Below are 15,929 nucleotides of genomic sequence, written 5' to 3'. Positions count from 1 at the left end.
AAATTACTGAATGTCAGGTCGTTCTTGTTTGAGTAGCTCAGAAGTCACAATACCTTGGATCGAACAAATAAGAAGGTTCATATTTGGGCTTTTTTCGAGTAATAGCAGTTTTTCGGTGGTATCTGGAGCTGGAATGGTTTTAACACCGACAACAGTTCCAGTATTTTTATGCCAAGTTTGGAGATCGTCATTAATATTACGAATCTTTGGATTTGCGATATACAGTAGGTTATCTTCCATATTTTTCCAATCTACAAAATTCAAAGCATCTTTGATTTGATTAATATCATTATCGATTATAAATCCCCAGAAATAATATTTTCCCATTTTGCCAAGATCCATGGCACTATCATAATAGCCAATGATTGTTAGGTTTTTATAAGTCATAGGAGTTTTGAAATAAACGTAGTTTTTAGTTATATCAGAGCGATTTTCAATAACAATATTGGCTTGATTTTTATTAAAAACTTTTATATTAGTATATTTTTCTAGTTCATTTTTATTGCTATAAACTTCTTTAAAAAAATCAGAGTTGCAAAGCATTAACGAATCAATCAATGGCACTTTATCGGCTGATGCGATAAAAGAATAAAATATAAAAAATAGAGTAATGATGTTTTTTATCATATTGATTCGATTAGGCAAAATTTAGGTACCAAAATTAATGACCCCGTGATTGTATAATTATTACGACAGAATAACAATGTTAAAGCTATTTTCTTTTTTTCTAACTATTTAGCTTTGTCTTTCTTTGCTAAAACTCTTTACAAAAATTAATTTAATTTCACAAAAATATAATTTATCAAGTAATAATGTATTTTATGTTTATATATGGAATGCAGATCGCATATTTATGTATTAATTTAGAAATAGTTTGAATATAAAATAACTATAATTTAGATTAACTAGTAAGTTACTTCAGTTACTCAATAAAGTTTAGATGGAAATTAATTATGTGCTCAACATTTGCAAATCGAATTTTAACAGAGCTTTCTGACGTTGAAGATATTTCAATTAAAACGTTTTTTGGAGGATTTAGTGTTAATAGTAAAGATATAATGTTTGGTTGGGTTACCCAAAAAAGCTTTTATTTAAGAGGGCATCCAAATTATCGTTCACTTTTTATTGATTTGGGTATGCAGCCATTAAGTATAACGACAGGCATGTCTACTAAATTGCTTGATTATTATAAGGTAGGTAATGAACTTTTTAAGGATCATGAAAAACTGTTTTCTATGGTACAGATGGTGATAAAGTATACTAAAAAAGAGCAATATGAAAAAAACGAAATCAAAGCAAAACGGATAAAAGAGTTGCCAAATATGACTTTGTCGTTAGAAAGGTTATTGTGTAGTGTTGGAATTAAAGATGTTGATACCTTTCAAAAGGTAGGTTATTTGAATGCATATTATAAAATAAAACAAAAAAAAGAAACCATTTCCATTAATATATTGTTTGTTTTATATAGTTCTTTACATCGTTTTCATGTTGCAACTTTGTCCAAGGAGACTAAAAAAGAAATTGAACTTGAATATCAATGTTTTTTAAACCAGATGGATAATGACTCATATAAAGAATAATTTTGACTGGCTATGTTGATCAAAGTACTTATAATAATATCACCATAATAATAACAGTTATCTAAAAATGCTTTACGATGAAGTATAATTACATTTTTAGATAATTTTTTATGGTTGATATTATTTATGTTTTCTATCTACTATTTAGTTTAGTCAATTTGATGGTTTTCTACGTGGTGGACGTCTAAATGGTTTGGGATGAGGCAAATCAACCAGTAGCGCAGAAGGATCATATTGACTAACAGGAATAGCATGATCAATTGCTTTTTCAATAGCAGGTAAATTTTGTGAATAACGTTCACAGGCTAATGAAATTGAGTAACCTCTAGCTCCTGCACGCCCTGTTCTTCCAATTCGATGACGATAATCATCACAATCATCAGGCAGATCATAATTAAAAACGTGAGTAACATTAGGTATATGTAATCCTCTGGCTGCGACATCGGTAGCAACTAAAATATCAAGATGACCTTGGGTAAATTGTTCTAAAATTGATAAACGTTTTTTCTGAGCAATATCACCAGTTAATAATCCAACACGATGACCATCAGCGATAAGGTGCCGCCAAATCTTTTCGCAAGTTACTTTGGTATTAGCAAACACAATGCAACGATCAGGCCATTCTTCCTCAATTAGTGTTTGTAAAAGTGCTAATTTATCTTCGTTAGATGGGAAAAATAGTTCTTCTTTAATGCGATGCCCAATTTTTTGTTCTGGTTCAACTTCAATATACTGAGGATTATTCATATGCTCAAAGGCTAATTCACGCACGTTGTGTGTTAATGTTGCAGAAAACAACATGGTTAATCTTTTTTGTGGTGGTGTCATATGTTTGAAAACCCAACGTATGTCACGGATAAATCCTAAATCAAACATGCGATCGGCTTCGTCTAATACGACAACTTGAATTGCGTCTAAATTAATATAATTTTGCTTTGCATAATCAATCAATCGTCCTGTTGTGGCAATTAAAATATCGACCCCTGTGGAAAGCATTTTTAATTGTTTATCATAGCCATCACCACCAAAAGCTAATCCTAATTTTAATCCTGTTTCTTCAGATAGCCGTTCAGCGTCATGGTATATTTGTACAACTAATTCGCGTGTAGGGGCAATAATTATTGCCCTTGGTTGATTTATTTTGTGATCAGGTAAAGGCTCATGATTCAACAAGTGATTAAATGTTGATGCTAAAAACGCCATGGTTTTGCCTGTTCCTGTTTGTCCTTGCCCTGCAATATCCATTCCGTTAGTGGTTAGCGGTAATGTCTTTTCTTGAATTGGTGTGCAATAAACAAATCCTTTTTTTTCAAGTGCTTTTAACACTGAAGGATGAAGAGGAAATTGGCTAAAAGTTGTTTTGGTAAGATATGATTGAATCATTATTGTTGTGAATATAATTATCAGAATTGTCAGATTATAACACACTAAATATAGTGACATCACTAATAATTATATCCTATTATACTAATTGCTAGTAGAGAAATTCAAAGTATTCTATTATTGTAAAAAGTAAAAATGTAGGAGACAAAAATGAGTGATAATATCGTTCAGTTATCAGAAGCAACTTTTGATAAAGTAGTTAATGAATCATCGAAACCAGTACTCGTTGATTTTTGGGCTTCATGGTGTAAGCCTTGTAAAATGGTTGCTCCGATTTTGGAAGAAATAGCTCAAGAATATAGCGATAAGATAGTTATTGCCAAATTGAATATTGAAGAAAATCCCAATATAGCACCTAAATTTGGTATTCGAGGTATTCCTACTTTATTGATTTTCAAAAACGGACAAGTAGCTGCCACTCAAGTAGGAGCTTTATCTAAAGCTCAACTTAGAGATTTTATTAATCCTCAATTGTAATAGTTACTTTATGTTTTTATAATATGGTTAATAGAGTAATGAATTTTGCATTACTCTTTTTTGTGTCTTTAATTTTACTAGATTTATTAATTTATAATAGTTATATTCAATTAATTGTAGACAAATTAATGATTTTAGTGTAATCTGTGCTTCTCTTACATGTATCCCTTTCTGTAATTCATTGTTTTTATTGGTAAAGTGGTGAAATTCTATATTCAAATGTTCAATTATCATCAAAAGCTTAGCAATCGATTGAATTTAAGTGTTGTAAGAGAGCTTTTTTATAAGCGAATTAAACAAATATACAAAAATAATATTAAATTGCAAACATATCAATTTTATCCTCAAGAATTTTTAACATTATGAATTTAACTGAATTAAAAAACACTTCTGTTTCCGAGCTTGTAGCGCTTGGAGAAAAAAAGATGGGGCTTGAAAATCTTGCCCGACTTAGAAAACAAGACATTATTTTTGCAATCTTAAAACAACATGCCAAAAGTGGTGAAGATATTTTTGGTGATGGCGTACTGGAAATTTTGCAAGATGGATTTGGCTTTTTGCGTTCAGCTGATAGCTCTTATTTAGCTGGTCCTGATGATATTTATGTATCACCAAGTCAGATTCGACGATTTAATTTAAGGACTGGTGATACCATTGCAGGTAAAATCCGTCCGCCAAAAGAAGGTGAACGATATTTTGCTTTGTTAAAAGTAAATGAAGTAAATCACGATAAACCAGAAGATGCCCGCAATAAAATTCTTTTCGAAAACTTAACTCCACTTCATCCAAATTCTCGTTTACGAATGGAACGAGGTAACGGTTCTACCGAAGATATCACCGCAAGAGTTCTTGATTTAGCATCACCAATTGGTAAAGGTCAACGTGGCTTGATTGTTGCACCACCAAAAGCAGGTAAAACAATGCTTTTACAAAATATTGCACAAAGCTTAGCGGTTAATCATCCTGAATGCGAGTTAGTTGTATTAATGATTGATGAGCGTCCCGAAGAAGTGACCGAAATGCAGCGTCTAGTTAAAGGTGAAGTTGTTGCATCGACATTCGATGAACCAGCAGCAAGACATGTTCAAGTTGCTGAAATGGTTATTGAACGCGCAAAACGTTTGGTTGAACATAAAAAAGATGTGATTATTTTATTAGATTCGATCACCCGTTTGGCTCGTGCATACAATACAGTTGTTCCTTCATCAGGTAAAGTGTTGACTGGTGGTGTGGATGCGAATGCATTACATCGTCCGAAACGTTTTTTTGGTGCAGCACGTAATGTGGAAGAAGGTGGTAGTTTAACAATTATTGCAACAGCATTGATTGATACTGGCTCTAAAATGGATGAAGTTATCTATGAAGAGTTTAAAGGTACAGGTAATATGGAAGTCCATTTATCGCGTAAAATTGCTGAACGTCGTGTGTTTCCTGCTATTGACTTTAATCGTTCAGGTACACGTAAAGAAGATCTAATGACTTCGCCTGATGAACTACAAAAAATGTGGATTTTACGCAAAATTCTTAACCCAATGGGTGAGACTGATGCAATGGAGTTCTTGATCGATAAACTTGCCATGACTAAAACTAATGATGAGTTTTTCGAAATGATGAAACGTTCATGATTTATTCAGTTGATAGTAAATATCATTAAAGTCACGAAAAAGAGCCGTATTGTATTCTGATACGGCTTTTTTTATGGCAAAATATAGCGTAATTTATAAAACTTAATTAAGTTTTAGGTGTTGTTAAAACCTTATGGTTAAGGTTATAGAGGTTTAATAAAGGAGCCAAATCATGTCAAAACAACAAATCGGTGTTATTGGAATGGCAGTTATGGGGCGAAATCTTGCGCTCAATATTGAAAGTCGAGGATTTTCTGTTGCTATTTATAATCGCTCTAAAGATAAAACAGAACAAGTCATGGCTGAACATTCTGATAAGAAATTGGTTCCTTATTATACAATTGAAGATTTTGTCAATTCTTTAGAAAAACCACGCCGTATCCTGATTATGGTGCAAGCAGGTAAAGGTACCGATGCGGTAATTGATGAGTTGCGTCCACTTTTAGATAAAGGTGATATTATTATCGATGGCGGGAATGCCTATTTTGAAGATACAATTCGTCGAAACAAAACATTGTTAGCAGAAGGATTTAACTTTATTGGTACTGGTGTTTCAGGTGGCGAAGAGGGAGCGCTAAAAGGTCCATCAATTATGCCTGGTGGGCAAAAAGAGGCTTATGAATTAGTTGCACCAATATTAGAGAAGATTGCAGCTAAGGCTAATGGTGAGCCTTGTGTTGCTTATATAGGTCCAAATGGCGCTGGTCATTATGTAAAAATGGCTCATAACGGCATTGAGTATGGCGATATGCAACTGATAGCTGAAAGCTATTCGGTATTAAAACATGCTGTTGGTTTAACTAATGATGAACTTGCTGAGGTGTTTACAGATTGGAATAAAGGCGAGTTAGACAGTTATTTAATCGAAATTACCGCTGATATCTTTAAGCATAAAGACGAAGATGGTAATTATTTAATTGATGTGATTTTAGATGCGGCAGGCAATAAAGGTACAGGTAAATGGACCAGCCAAAGTGCTTTAGATTTGGGTGAGCCTTTATCTTTAATCACTGAGTCTGTATTTGCTCGTTATCTATCAGCAATTAAAGATCAGCGAGTTGCGGCGGCAAAAGTGTTAAAAGGTCCTCAAAAAGCGCCTTATAGTGGTGATAAGCAGGAGTTCATAGAAAAAGTCCGTAAAGCACTGTATATGGGTAAAATTATTTCTTATGCACAAGGTTTTGCACAGCTAAAAGCTGCTTCTCATAAATATCAATGGAATTTAAATTATGGTGAAATAGCTAAGATTTTTAGAGCAGGGTGTATTATTCGTGCACAGTTTCTTCAAAAAATTACTGATGCTTATGCCGATAATAATGAGATTGATAATTTATTGTTAGCGCCTTATTTTAATCAAACAGTTGAGGCTTACCAACAATCATTACGTGATGTGGTATCTTTAGCGGTACAACAAGGTATTGCTGTTCCAACACTTTCAGCAGCGATTGCTTATTATGATAGTTATCGATCAGCGGTATTACCAGCTAATTTGATTCAAGCTCAGAGAGATTATTTTGGTGCTCATACCTATGAGCGTATTGATAAAGAAGGTGTGTTCCATACCGATTGGTTAAATATTGAATCTTAATATTTTCAATTTATAATCTTATTTTGCTATACAAGAGTGCAAGTAAGTTTGCACTTTTGTATAGCTTTTTCCCTTTTGTATCTCAATATTTCATAACTCCTTGTCATTATTGATTTTAAATTTGTCAAGTGATTTCATTTATTAAAAAGCCTAGAAAAACACTATATATTGTGTATAATTGAATATTATTTACTATATATAGTGTTATTTAAGCGGTAGAAAACCTCGGGATTATATCAAAAAACTAATGATTTGATAAAAAATGAATAATAACAACGAATATTAATGTTGGTATAACACCTGTGACTAACGCGAGTTATTGATGGATATTGAGGAGTATATATGCCTGTAGTAATAAAACGAGATGGTTGTCAAACTGCATTTAATGAGACTCGAATTAAAGATGCAATTGTCAAAGCAGCTGTGGCGACGAATGTTCATGATCCTGATTATTGCGAAACGGTTGCTCGTGTTGTTACTAATCAAATGAGCGAACGTGAAAGTGTTGATATCAACGAAATTCAAAATGCAGTTGAAAATCAGTTAATGTCAGGCCCTTATAAAAAATTAGCGAGAACTTATATTGAGTATCGCCATGATCGTGATCGTGCTCGAGAAGAACGTAGCCGTCTAAATCAGGATATTCGAGGACTAATTGAGCAAAGTAATGTCGCCATTTTAAATGAAAATGCTAACAAAGATAGCAAGGTGATTCCAACTCAACGTGATTTACTTGCGGGTATTGTAGCAAGGCATTATGCAAAGCAGTATTTATTACCTAAAGATATTTCTCGTGCTCATGATTGTGGTGAAATTCATTATCATGATTTAGATTATGCGCCATTTTTCCCTATGTTTAACTGTATGTTAATTGACTTAGATGGTATGTTAACAAATGGTTTTAAAATGGGTAATGCTGAGATTGAGCCTCCAAAATCAATTGCTACAGCAACTGCGGTAACTGCACAAATTATAGCGCAAGTGGCTAGCCATATTTATGGTGGCACGACCATTAATCGTATCGATGAAGTTTTAGCAAAGTTTGTTACTATTAGTTATAACAAACACAAACAAGTGGCTGAAGAATGGAATATCCCAAATCCAGAAGCTTATGCTGAAAGTCGCACTCAAAAAGAGTGTTATGATGCATTTCAATCTCTTGAATATGAAGTAAACACTTTACACACAGCTAATGGACAAACTCCGTTTGTTACTTTTGGTTTTGGTTTAGGAACTAGTTGGGAATCACGCTTAATTCAAGAGTCTATTTTAAAAGTTCGTATCAAAGGATTAGGTAAAAATCATAAAACAGCAGTTTTTCCAAAACTTGTTTTTGCCATTAAAGATGGTATTAACCATAAACAGGGCGATATTAATTATGATATTAAGAAACTTGCACTTGAGTGTGCAAGTAAACGGATGTACCCAGATATTTTAAATTACGATAAAGTTGTTGAAGTGACGGGTTCATTTAAAACGCCAATGGGTTGTCGAAGTTTCTTGGGCGTTTATGAAGAAAACGGCCAGTTAATTCATGATGGGCGCAATAATTTAGGTGTAATTAGTCTAAATTTGCCTCGTATAGCTATTGAAGCTAAAGGTGATGAAGCTCGATTTTGGGAAATTTTAGATAAACGTTTAGAACTATGTAAAAAAGCATTAATGACGCGTATTGCTAGACTTGATGGCGTAAAAGCAAGAGTGGCACCAATTTTATATATGGAAGGTGCTTGTGGTGTAAGGCTTAACGAAGATGACAATGTTTCTGAAATTTTCAAAAATGGGCGAGCTTCAATTTCTTTAGGTTATATTGGTCTTCATGAAACATTAAATGCACTTTACGGAAATCAAACGCATCCATTTGATAGTGATAAATTACGCGAAAAAGGTGTGGCAATTGTTGAGCGTTTACGTAATGCGGTGGATCAATGGAAGAACGAAACCGGTTATGGGTTTAGTTTATATAGCACACCAAGCGAAAATTTATGTGATCGATTTTGCCGACTTGATACGGCTGAATTTGGTGTAATTCCAGGTGTTACTGATAAAGGTTATTACACTAACAGTTTCCATCTTGATGTTGAGAAAAAGGTTAATCCGTACGAAAAAATCGAATTTGAAAAACCTTATCCTCAAGTTGCTAATGGTGGTTTCATCTGTTATGGCGAATATCCAAATATGATTAACAATATCAAAGCATTAGAAGATGTTTGGGATTATAGTTATTCACGAGTTCCTTATTATGGGACTAATACGCCAATAGATGAATGTTATGAATGTGGTTATACCGGTGAATTTTCTTGTACCAGCAAAGGCTTTGTTTGCCCAAGTTGTGGTAATCATGATTCTTCAAAAGTATCGGTTACTCGTCGTGTTTGTGGATATTTAGGTAGTCCTGATGCCCGCCCATTCAATGCAGGTAAACAAGAAGAAGTAAAACGTCGAGTTAAACATTTAAATAATGGTCAAATTGGTTAATAATCAATAAATATTTATGAATTATCATCGTTATTATCCTGTCGATGTTGTTAATGGGGAAGGAACTCGCTGTGTTCTTTTTGTTGCCGGGTGTGTACATCAGTGCCCAGGTTGCTATAACAAAAGTACATGGGGAGTAAATTCTGGTTTACCATTTACACAAGCACTTGAAGATCAAATCATTAAAGATTTACAAGATACTGAAATAAAACGTCAAGGATTATCGCTTTCTGGCGGTGATCCTTTGCATCCTCAAAACGTTGCAACTATATTAAAACTGGTCCAACGTGTTAAATCTGAGTGCGATAATAAAGATATCTGGCTTTGGACTGGGTATAAGCTTGATGAGTTAACTGCTGAACAACAAGCAGTTATTCCTTATATTGATGTGTTAATTGATGGAAAATTTGTGCAGGAACTTGCTGATCCTCGTCTATTATGGCGAGGAAGCAGCAATCAAGTTATCCATCGTTTTAAATAAAATCATGGGCTAATTAGTGAGATTTATGTAAATTTAGAAGATAAGAAATAGCTTCTCGGTAGTTAATTTCAAGATTTTCGCTACTTGATGAAGTGATATGCAAATCAGTAATTTTGCCATTATGAATTCCATAAACCCAACCATGCAAATTAATCTTTTGACCTCGTTGCCATGCAGATTGAATAATTGTAGAGTGTCCAAGATTGTAGACTTGTTCGATTACATTAAGTTCACATAAAACATCCAAACGGATATCGGGAGGAAATTCCCCTAGAAGTGAGCTGTTTCGAAACCAAAGATCACGAATATGCAGTAACCAGTTATTAATTAGCCCTAAATCAGGATTTTCAACCGCATCACGAATTCCACCACAACCTAAATGACCACAAACAATGATATCTTCAATTTTAAGTACATCCACTGCATATTGAACGACAGATAAACAGTTTAAATCAGTGTGTATTACAAGATTACCGACATTACGATGCACAAATAACTCACCTGGCTTTAACTTAATGAGTTTTTCTGCTGACACACGACTGTCTGAACAGCCGATCCATAAAAATTTAGGATTTTGTTCAACTGCAAGTTGTTTAAAAAATTCAGGATCTTCTTGCTCTATTTTTTCTGACCATTCGTGGTTAAAACGGATCAGATCGTTTACATCAAACATAATTAATATTTCCCAATATATTTCATTATTATTTTTTTATTTTAAGTTATTCAATATGCTGAATCTTACTTTTCATTATTAATTTACGCCACAAAGGAGTTGTTAATAGTTTGGCTTTAACAATTTTACTATAAAGTTTGAAGCGTAATGGTATTGTACGTTGATAATAACATTTATTAGGTTTTGGATGGCCACTATTTAATATTTTACTTAAAATTTCAGCGCTATCTAAAGCATAGCTAATACCTTCTAACGAACTTGCACTAATAAAACCAGCAGCTTCACCAATTAAAAAAATATTTTCATTACCAGTATAAAAATCACGTAGCCGATTTGGATAGACCACTAAACATTTTTCTGTTTTGAGAGGTTTACCAAAAATAAACCCTTGTTTAGTTAAATTTTCTTTTAATTGTTCAAAATTTTGATTCGCTACCTTTTTAGGGAAAGCACCGCCAAAGATAAAATAACCATTTTTTGAAATACTCCACGAGTAGCAATTTGTTAATTCATTGTCGAATATACAAGAATTAAATGGCGTTGGATGTTGCTCTTTAAACCATTGTTGTATCGCTACATATTGTCTTATCGTATGTTGAGGATATCGCATTCGTCTAACCAGAGAATTGGCACCGTCAGCACCGACCACATATTGAGCAGTGGCGTTGTGTTCATTTTTATTTTCATCAAGATAAGTGATCTGATAACCATCAATAATGCGTCTTACTTCTTTACAGAGTGTATTATGAAGGACGGTTACATTTGATGGTATTAGTGATTTTAGCCACAGATCAAATTTGTGCCGATCAAAACTTACATAACTCCGCTGATAATTGCGAACAAGTTTGGTTTGTAAGTCATAAGTTCTGACATTAAAAATTTGAGGATCAGTTAAAATATCAGCGGGTAAGTTTATATTTTGCCTAGCAAAGGCTTTTTGTGCATCATCTGCTAATAGTCCCCCACAAGGTTTATGAAATCCGCCATTTCCCGTTTTATGTTTTGTATCTAATGCAATGACTTTGAATGAAGGACTCAGTAAACGGGCTAGCGTACTGCCAGCAGGCCCTAGTCCTATAATCGCGATATCGTAATCCATGTTATTGTGTAGTTCTTTTTTACCATGTTTAAAATCCATTTATGTTAGCAAATTAAATTATGTGTGACTATTAAAGATGAGCACTTCTCTATGCCAGTTAACTTGTAAAAAAGTTTCAGGTAACTATGTGTTTCAGTATAAAATTAGATATAAACGTTCTTTTTTAATGAATTTATTTTTGTTATTAATCTGACTTGTTTTTGCAAGTGAATCAAATATATTTTTCCCTCGACTGAATATTATCGTATTGAAATAATGGCGCCTTGCGGTCTATATCATATAACCCAAATTGTATGTGAAAATAGTATATTCACTATAAGGCGCTAATTTGTTTGAGTCAATCATTGATTAATCGTAATTATTTACTAGATTCAAAATAAGATAAAATTTTTAACTTATTGATTTTTAGTTGTTTTAATTGATCTCAAAAAAGCGACATTTTCAATTTTTAATGAAATTCATTTAACTATTAGTAAATAGCTTCTATAATAATCGCCAATTTATCACGCATAAGAGTTAACAATGGAAAAGTTTCACGTAACAGGTCCAACATCGCTAAATGGCGAAGTGGTTATTTCTGGCGCAAAAAATGCTGCGCTACCCATTTTATTTTCTGCAATTTTGGCGGAAAAACCAGTAGAACTTCGAAATGTTCCTAAATTAAAAGATATCGATACAACTTTGGAATTGCTAGGCCAGCTAGGTGTAAAATATGAACGAAATGATTCTATTTACCTTGATGCAGGTCATCTGAATAACTACTGTGCACCTTATGAGCTAGTAAAAACTATGCGTGCTTCAATTTGGGCTTTAGGCCCTCTTGTCGCTCGTTTTGGGCAAGGACAAGTTTCATTACCTGGCGGTTGTGCTATTGGTGCAAGGCCTGTTGATCTTCATATTAGTGGTCTTGAACAACTTGGTGCGACAATCGCACTTGATGAAGGCTATGTTAAAGCGTCAGTCAATGGAAAACTAAAAGGTACTCATATTGTCATGGATAAAGTGAGTGTTGGCGCGACCGTTACGATTATGTCAGCCGCAACTTTAGCTGAAGGCAAAACTATCATCGAAAATGCAGCATGTGAACCTGAAATTGTTGATACCGCTAAATTCTTAAATATGCTAGGCGCTAAAATTACTGGTGCTGGTACAATGCGTATTGAGATAGAAGGGGTTGAACGTTTAGGTGGTGGTATACATGAAATAGTTCCTGATCGTATTGAAACAGGGACTTTTTTAGTTGCGGCAGCTATATCTAGAAGTAAAATCACTTGCCGTAAAACTGATCCAACCCTACTTGATGCGGTGCTTTCTAAATTGAAGGAAGCTGGTGCTAAGATTGAGGTAGGTGAAGATTGGATTTGTTTAGATATGCAAGGAAAAAGGGCAAAAGCTGTTAACATTCATACTGCTCCGCATCCAGGTTTTCCTACTGATATGCAAGCACAATTCTCATTGCTAAATATGGTTGCTGAAGGTACAGGAATCATTAAAGAAACCATTTTCGAAAATCGATTTATGCATGTTCCTGAGCTAATTCGCATGGGTGCAAAAGCAGAAATTGAAGGTAATACCTTAATTACCCATGGTGTTGAAACATTGAGCGGTGCACAAGTGATGGCGACGGATTTGCGGGCGTCAGCGAGTTTAGTTTTAGCTGGTTGTATTGCTGAAGGTTTAACCACTGTTGATCGTATTTACCATATAGATCGAGGCTATGACAATATTGAAGCAAAATTAAGAAAATTAGGCGCCAATATTGAAAGGGTGAAATAATTCATTTTCGCTAAAAAAATTAATAAGTTGTTTTTTCAAAAGGAGCGTAATGATGACAAAGCAAGCATTGGTGTTTTTATCGAATGGTTGTGAAGAAACAGAAGCGGTAACCACTATCGATTTATTAACCCGAGCCGATATTAAAGTTACTACTGTAAGTATTTCAAGTTCTCGTGAAATTGAATGTTCTCGAGGAGTTACCATTTTGGCAAAAAAAATACTTTCGGATGTTCAATACATTGATTTTGATGTTGTTGTTTTACCTGGAGGTGTTAAAGGTGCTGAAAATTTTCGAGATTGTCCATTGCTAATCGAAAAATTGAAACAAACGCACCAAAGTGGCGGTATTGTTGCTGCAATCTGCGCTTCTCCAGCTATGGTTTTACAACATCATAACTTATTTCCACACGCATATATGACTGGTTATCCAACCACTAAAGAGGCGTTCAAAAATTGGAAGTCCGATAGAGTTTATTTTGATGAGTTGTATAAAGTTATTACTAGCCAAGGTCCCGCAACGTCTATTGATTTTGCTTTAAAAATTATAGATGCGTTGTTAGGCCGAATAAAAGCAGCTGAAATTGCTCGGCAATTAGTTCTTCCTTTGGGAATTGAATCCTATCAATAAATAGGTACTAAATGTCAAATTCACATTTGTATGAAAAATTAGTTAAAAGAGCGACGCTAGGTGCCGTTTCAATCTCTATTTCCTTAATTTTAATTAAATTTATTACTTGTTGGTTTACTGGTTCAATAAGTTTATTTGCTTCATTATTAGATTCAAGTATCGATTTACTTGCTTCTGGTGTTAACTTTTTTTTAGTTCGTTATGCACTAAAGCCCGCAGATGCTGATCATACTTTTGGTCATGGCAAGGCAGAATCTTTGGCAGGATTATTACAAAGTGCGTTTATTATTGGTTCTGCAATAATTTTATTACTTTCTAGCATTCGCTCTTTTATTTATCCGAATGAACTGCAGGAACCTTTGTTGGGGATTATTGTCTCAACTGTTTCTGCTGTAGTGACATGCATTCTTGTTTTGTATCAAAGATATGTTGTAAAAATCACTAAAAGTAATGCTATTCAAGCCGATATGTTGCATTATTCTTCTGACATGTTGTTGAATATTGCTGTTATAATTGCACTTTGTTTAAGTTGGTATGGCATTACTTATGCTGATGCGGCCTTTGCAATTTTTATTGCTTTGTATATTTGTTATAATGCTTATCACATTGCACATAATGCAATTAAAGACCTATTAGATCATGCTTTACCAGATAGTGATAATTTGCGAATAGCTGAAATTGTTGCTTCATATCCAGATGTAAGAGGTTTTCATGATCTAAAGACCCGCCAAGCAGGCCCTCTCAAATTTATTCAATTGCATCTTGAATTAGACGATGATATGCCTTTAATCACTGCTCATGCCATTGCTGATGCTATTGAAAAACATATTTCTAAAGAATTTTCTCCTGCAACGGTGATTATTCATCAAGACCCAATTTCTGTTGTGCCCATCGAAATGATGAAGTAGAAAACTTAATCAAAAATAGCTTTTATTGTCTATTGTTAGATATCTGTTAAGACTCTATAATAACTAAAAGTTAATAATTTGGAGTTATTTTATATGATAAGAAAAATAGGTATTTTAACCAGTGGTGGCGATGCTCCAGGAATGAATGCTGCTATTCGAGGTGTAGTGAGAACAGCATTATCAGAAGGGTTGGATGTTTTTGGTGTTTATGATGGTTATATGGGACTTTGTGAAGATCGCATTGTTCAACTAAAGCGTTCAAGTGTATCTGATATTATTACTCGTGGTGGTACATTTCTTGGTTCGGCTAGATTTCCAGAATTTAAAGATAAAGCTGTAAGACAAAAAGCCATTGCTAATCTAAAAAAACATCAAATTGATGCTTTAGTTGTTATTGGTGGTGATGGTTCATATATGGGCGCAATGCGATTAACTGAAGAAGGTTTTCCATGTATTGGTTTACCAGGAACTATTGATAATGATATTCGTGGTACTGATTATACTATAGGTTATTTTACTGCACTTAGTACTGCAGTTGAAGCAATCGATAGATTACGTGATACTTGTTCTTCACATAACCGAATTTCAGTTATTGAAATAATGGGGAGAGATTGTGGTGATTTAACCTTAAATGCAGCAGTTGCTGGCGGTTGTGAATTTATGATTATTCCAGAGGTTTCTTATACGAAGGAAGATCTAATCGAAGAAATTAAACTAGGCTTTGCAAAAGGTAAAAAACATGCAATTGTGACTGTTACAGAACATATGTGTGATGTAAATCAACTTGCAGTAGACATTGAAGCTGCTGTTCATCACGAAACTCGTGCCACAGTATTAGGGCACGTTCAACGTGGTGGTTCTCCTGTCCCTTATGATCGTATTTTGGGGTCTCGTATGGGGGCTTATGCTGTTGAATTACTGCTACAAGGCTATGCAGGTAGAAGCGTTGGCGTACAAAATGGTAAATTAGTACATCACGATATTATAGATGCTATCAATAATATGAAGCGTCCATTTGATATGGATCTATACAATACAGCCAAACGATTATTTTAAATTGTTAATTGTGCCATTTAAGCATAATTAGTAGTAGATAAATATCTGATTGTTTTATTAATAGGTGAACTGGTAAAAATGATATTTTATGACAGTCACCTATTTGTTTATCTACTAACTCCTTTAAAATGAGTCGATATGGAATTAGGCTGCTTTTAATAATAAAAGAGTTTTTAT

The 15,929-nt window shown here is 34.0% G+C and carries 14 protein-coding genes; 10 read left to right on the top strand and 4 right to left on the bottom strand.

The genetic code is table 11. The annotated features are described in order from the left end of the window. Window positions 1–3: 3 nt before the first annotated feature. Window positions 4–627, bottom strand: a complete 624-nt coding sequence (locus ACGH6Q_RS00135) for a hypothetical protein (RefSeq protein ID WP_051634156.1) — start codon at window positions 625–627, stop codon at window positions 4–6. Between the two features lie 326 nt (window positions 628–953). On the opposite strand from ACGH6Q_RS00135, the gene ACGH6Q_RS00130 reads away from it, so the two are divergent. Continuing rightward, window positions 954–1,580 (top strand): TfoX/Sxy family DNA transformation protein, encoded by a 627-nt coding sequence (locus ACGH6Q_RS00130; protein ID WP_411591373.1) that lies wholly within the window; start codon window positions 954–956, stop codon window positions 1,578–1,580. Window positions 1,581–1,733: 153 nt separating this feature from the next. Here ACGH6Q_RS00130 and rhlB read toward each other — a convergent pair whose 3' ends face one another. Further along, window positions 1,734–2,963, bottom strand: a complete 1,230-nt coding sequence (rhlB, locus tag ACGH6Q_RS00125; protein WP_411591371.1) for an ATP-dependent RNA helicase RhlB — start codon at window positions 2,961–2,963, stop codon at window positions 1,734–1,736. 150 nt (window positions 2,964–3,113) lie between these two features. Between rhlB and trxA the strand changes: the two genes are divergently transcribed. From trxA to nrdG, 5 genes are all read left to right on the top strand, one after another. After that, window positions 3,114–3,440 carry a thioredoxin TrxA gene (gene trxA, locus ACGH6Q_RS00120; protein ID WP_085163891.1) on the top strand — a complete coding sequence of 109 codons (327 nt, stop codon included), beginning with the start codon at window positions 3,114–3,116 and terminating at the stop codon, window positions 3,438–3,440. A gap of 362 nt (window positions 3,441–3,802) precedes the next feature. After that, complete coding sequence (gene rho / locus ACGH6Q_RS00115) at window positions 3,803–5,065, top strand: transcription termination factor Rho (protein WP_034910472.1); 1,263 nt, start codon at window positions 3,803–3,805, stop codon at window positions 5,063–5,065. Between the two features lie 172 nt (window positions 5,066–5,237). Next, window positions 5,238–6,653 (top strand): NADP-dependent phosphogluconate dehydrogenase, encoded by a 1,416-nt coding sequence (gndA, locus tag ACGH6Q_RS00110; protein ID WP_411591369.1) that lies wholly within the window; start codon window positions 5,238–5,240, stop codon window positions 6,651–6,653. A gap of 342 nt (window positions 6,654–6,995) precedes the next feature. Continuing rightward, on the top strand, window positions 6,996–9,131 hold the full coding sequence (gene nrdD / locus ACGH6Q_RS00105) for an anaerobic ribonucleoside-triphosphate reductase (protein WP_085163892.1): 2,136 nt from the start codon (window positions 6,996–6,998) through the stop codon (window positions 9,129–9,131). 16 nt (window positions 9,132–9,147) lie between these two features. Beyond that, window positions 9,148–9,612: an anaerobic ribonucleoside-triphosphate reductase-activating protein gene (gene nrdG / locus ACGH6Q_RS00100; protein WP_065609418.1), complete on the top strand. Its 465-nt coding sequence runs from the start codon at window positions 9,148–9,150 to the stop codon at window positions 9,610–9,612. Between the two features lie 13 nt (window positions 9,613–9,625). Here the strand turns inward: nrdG and can are convergent, their stop codons facing one another. Further along, a complete protein-coding gene (gene can, locus ACGH6Q_RS00095) occupies window positions 9,626–10,285 on the bottom strand; it encodes a carbonate dehydratase (protein ID WP_065575142.1) in 660 nt (219 codons plus the stop codon). A gap of 46 nt (window positions 10,286–10,331) precedes the next feature. Continuing rightward, window positions 10,332–11,423 carry an FAD-binding protein gene (locus ACGH6Q_RS00090; protein WP_411591366.1) on the bottom strand — a complete coding sequence of 364 codons (1,092 nt, stop codon included), beginning with the start codon at window positions 11,421–11,423 and terminating at the stop codon, window positions 10,332–10,334. Window positions 11,424–11,906: 483 nt separating this feature from the next. Between ACGH6Q_RS00090 and murA the strand changes: the two genes are divergently transcribed. From murA to pfkA, 4 genes are all read left to right on the top strand, one after another. Beyond that, window positions 11,907–13,160, top strand: coding sequence for a UDP-N-acetylglucosamine 1-carboxyvinyltransferase (gene murA, locus ACGH6Q_RS00085; RefSeq protein WP_174798879.1), 1,254 nt, complete (start codon window positions 11,907–11,909; stop codon window positions 13,158–13,160). A 52-nt stretch (window positions 13,161–13,212) separates the two neighbouring features. After that, window positions 13,213–13,788: a DJ-1 family glyoxalase III gene (locus ACGH6Q_RS00080; RefSeq protein ID WP_085163895.1), complete on the top strand. Its 576-nt coding sequence runs from the start codon at window positions 13,213–13,215 to the stop codon at window positions 13,786–13,788. Between the two features lie 11 nt (window positions 13,789–13,799). Beyond that, window positions 13,800–14,696, top strand: a complete 897-nt coding sequence (locus tag ACGH6Q_RS00075) for a cation diffusion facilitator family transporter (RefSeq protein WP_065589615.1) — start codon at window positions 13,800–13,802, stop codon at window positions 14,694–14,696. Window positions 14,697–14,789: 93 nt separating this feature from the next. After that, entirely contained in the window at window positions 14,790–15,752 is a 963-nt protein-coding gene (gene pfkA, locus ACGH6Q_RS00070; protein WP_065589614.1) for a 6-phosphofructokinase, read from the top strand. Window positions 15,753–15,929 lie beyond the last annotated feature (177 nt).

This window comes from Gilliamella sp. BG2 (genome assembly GCF_046635645.1).
Taxonomy (GTDB): Bacteria; Pseudomonadota; Gammaproteobacteria; order Enterobacterales; family Orbaceae; genus Gilliamella; species Gilliamella bombi.
Note: the sequence above shows the minus strand (reverse complement) of the source record. Positions and strands in the feature narration are given on the sequence as shown.

Coding starts and splice junctions, on each gene's coding strand:
- ACGH6Q_RS00135 (WP_051634156.1), bottom strand. CDS start 627: ATGATAAAAAACATCATTACTCTATTTTTTATATTTTATTCTTTTATC.
- ACGH6Q_RS00130 (WP_411591373.1), top strand. CDS start 954: ATGTGCTCAACATTTGCAAATCGAATTTTAACAGAGCTTTCTGACGTT.
- rhlB (WP_411591371.1), bottom strand. CDS start 2,963: ATGATTCAATCATATCTTACCAAAACAACTTTTAGCCAATTTCCTCTT.
- trxA (WP_085163891.1), top strand. CDS start 3,114: ATGAGTGATAATATCGTTCAGTTATCAGAAGCAACTTTTGATAAAGTA.
- rho (WP_034910472.1), top strand. CDS start 3,803: ATGAATTTAACTGAATTAAAAAACACTTCTGTTTCCGAGCTTGTAGCG.
- gndA (WP_411591369.1), top strand. CDS start 5,238: ATGTCAAAACAACAAATCGGTGTTATTGGAATGGCAGTTATGGGGCGA.
- nrdD (WP_085163892.1), top strand. CDS start 6,996: ATGCCTGTAGTAATAAAACGAGATGGTTGTCAAACTGCATTTAATGAG.
- nrdG (WP_065609418.1), top strand. CDS start 9,148: ATGAATTATCATCGTTATTATCCTGTCGATGTTGTTAATGGGGAAGGA.
- can (WP_065575142.1), bottom strand. CDS start 10,285: ATGTTTGATGTAAACGATCTGATCCGTTTTAACCACGAATGGTCAGAA.
- ACGH6Q_RS00090 (WP_411591366.1), bottom strand. CDS start 11,423: ATGGATTTTAAACATGGTAAAAAAGAACTACACAATAACATGGATTAC.
- murA (WP_174798879.1), top strand. CDS start 11,907: ATGGAAAAGTTTCACGTAACAGGTCCAACATCGCTAAATGGCGAAGTG.
- ACGH6Q_RS00080 (WP_085163895.1), top strand. CDS start 13,213: ATGACAAAGCAAGCATTGGTGTTTTTATCGAATGGTTGTGAAGAAACA.
- ACGH6Q_RS00075 (WP_065589615.1), top strand. CDS start 13,800: ATGTCAAATTCACATTTGTATGAAAAATTAGTTAAAAGAGCGACGCTA.
- pfkA (WP_065589614.1), top strand. CDS start 14,790: ATGATAAGAAAAATAGGTATTTTAACCAGTGGTGGCGATGCTCCAGGA.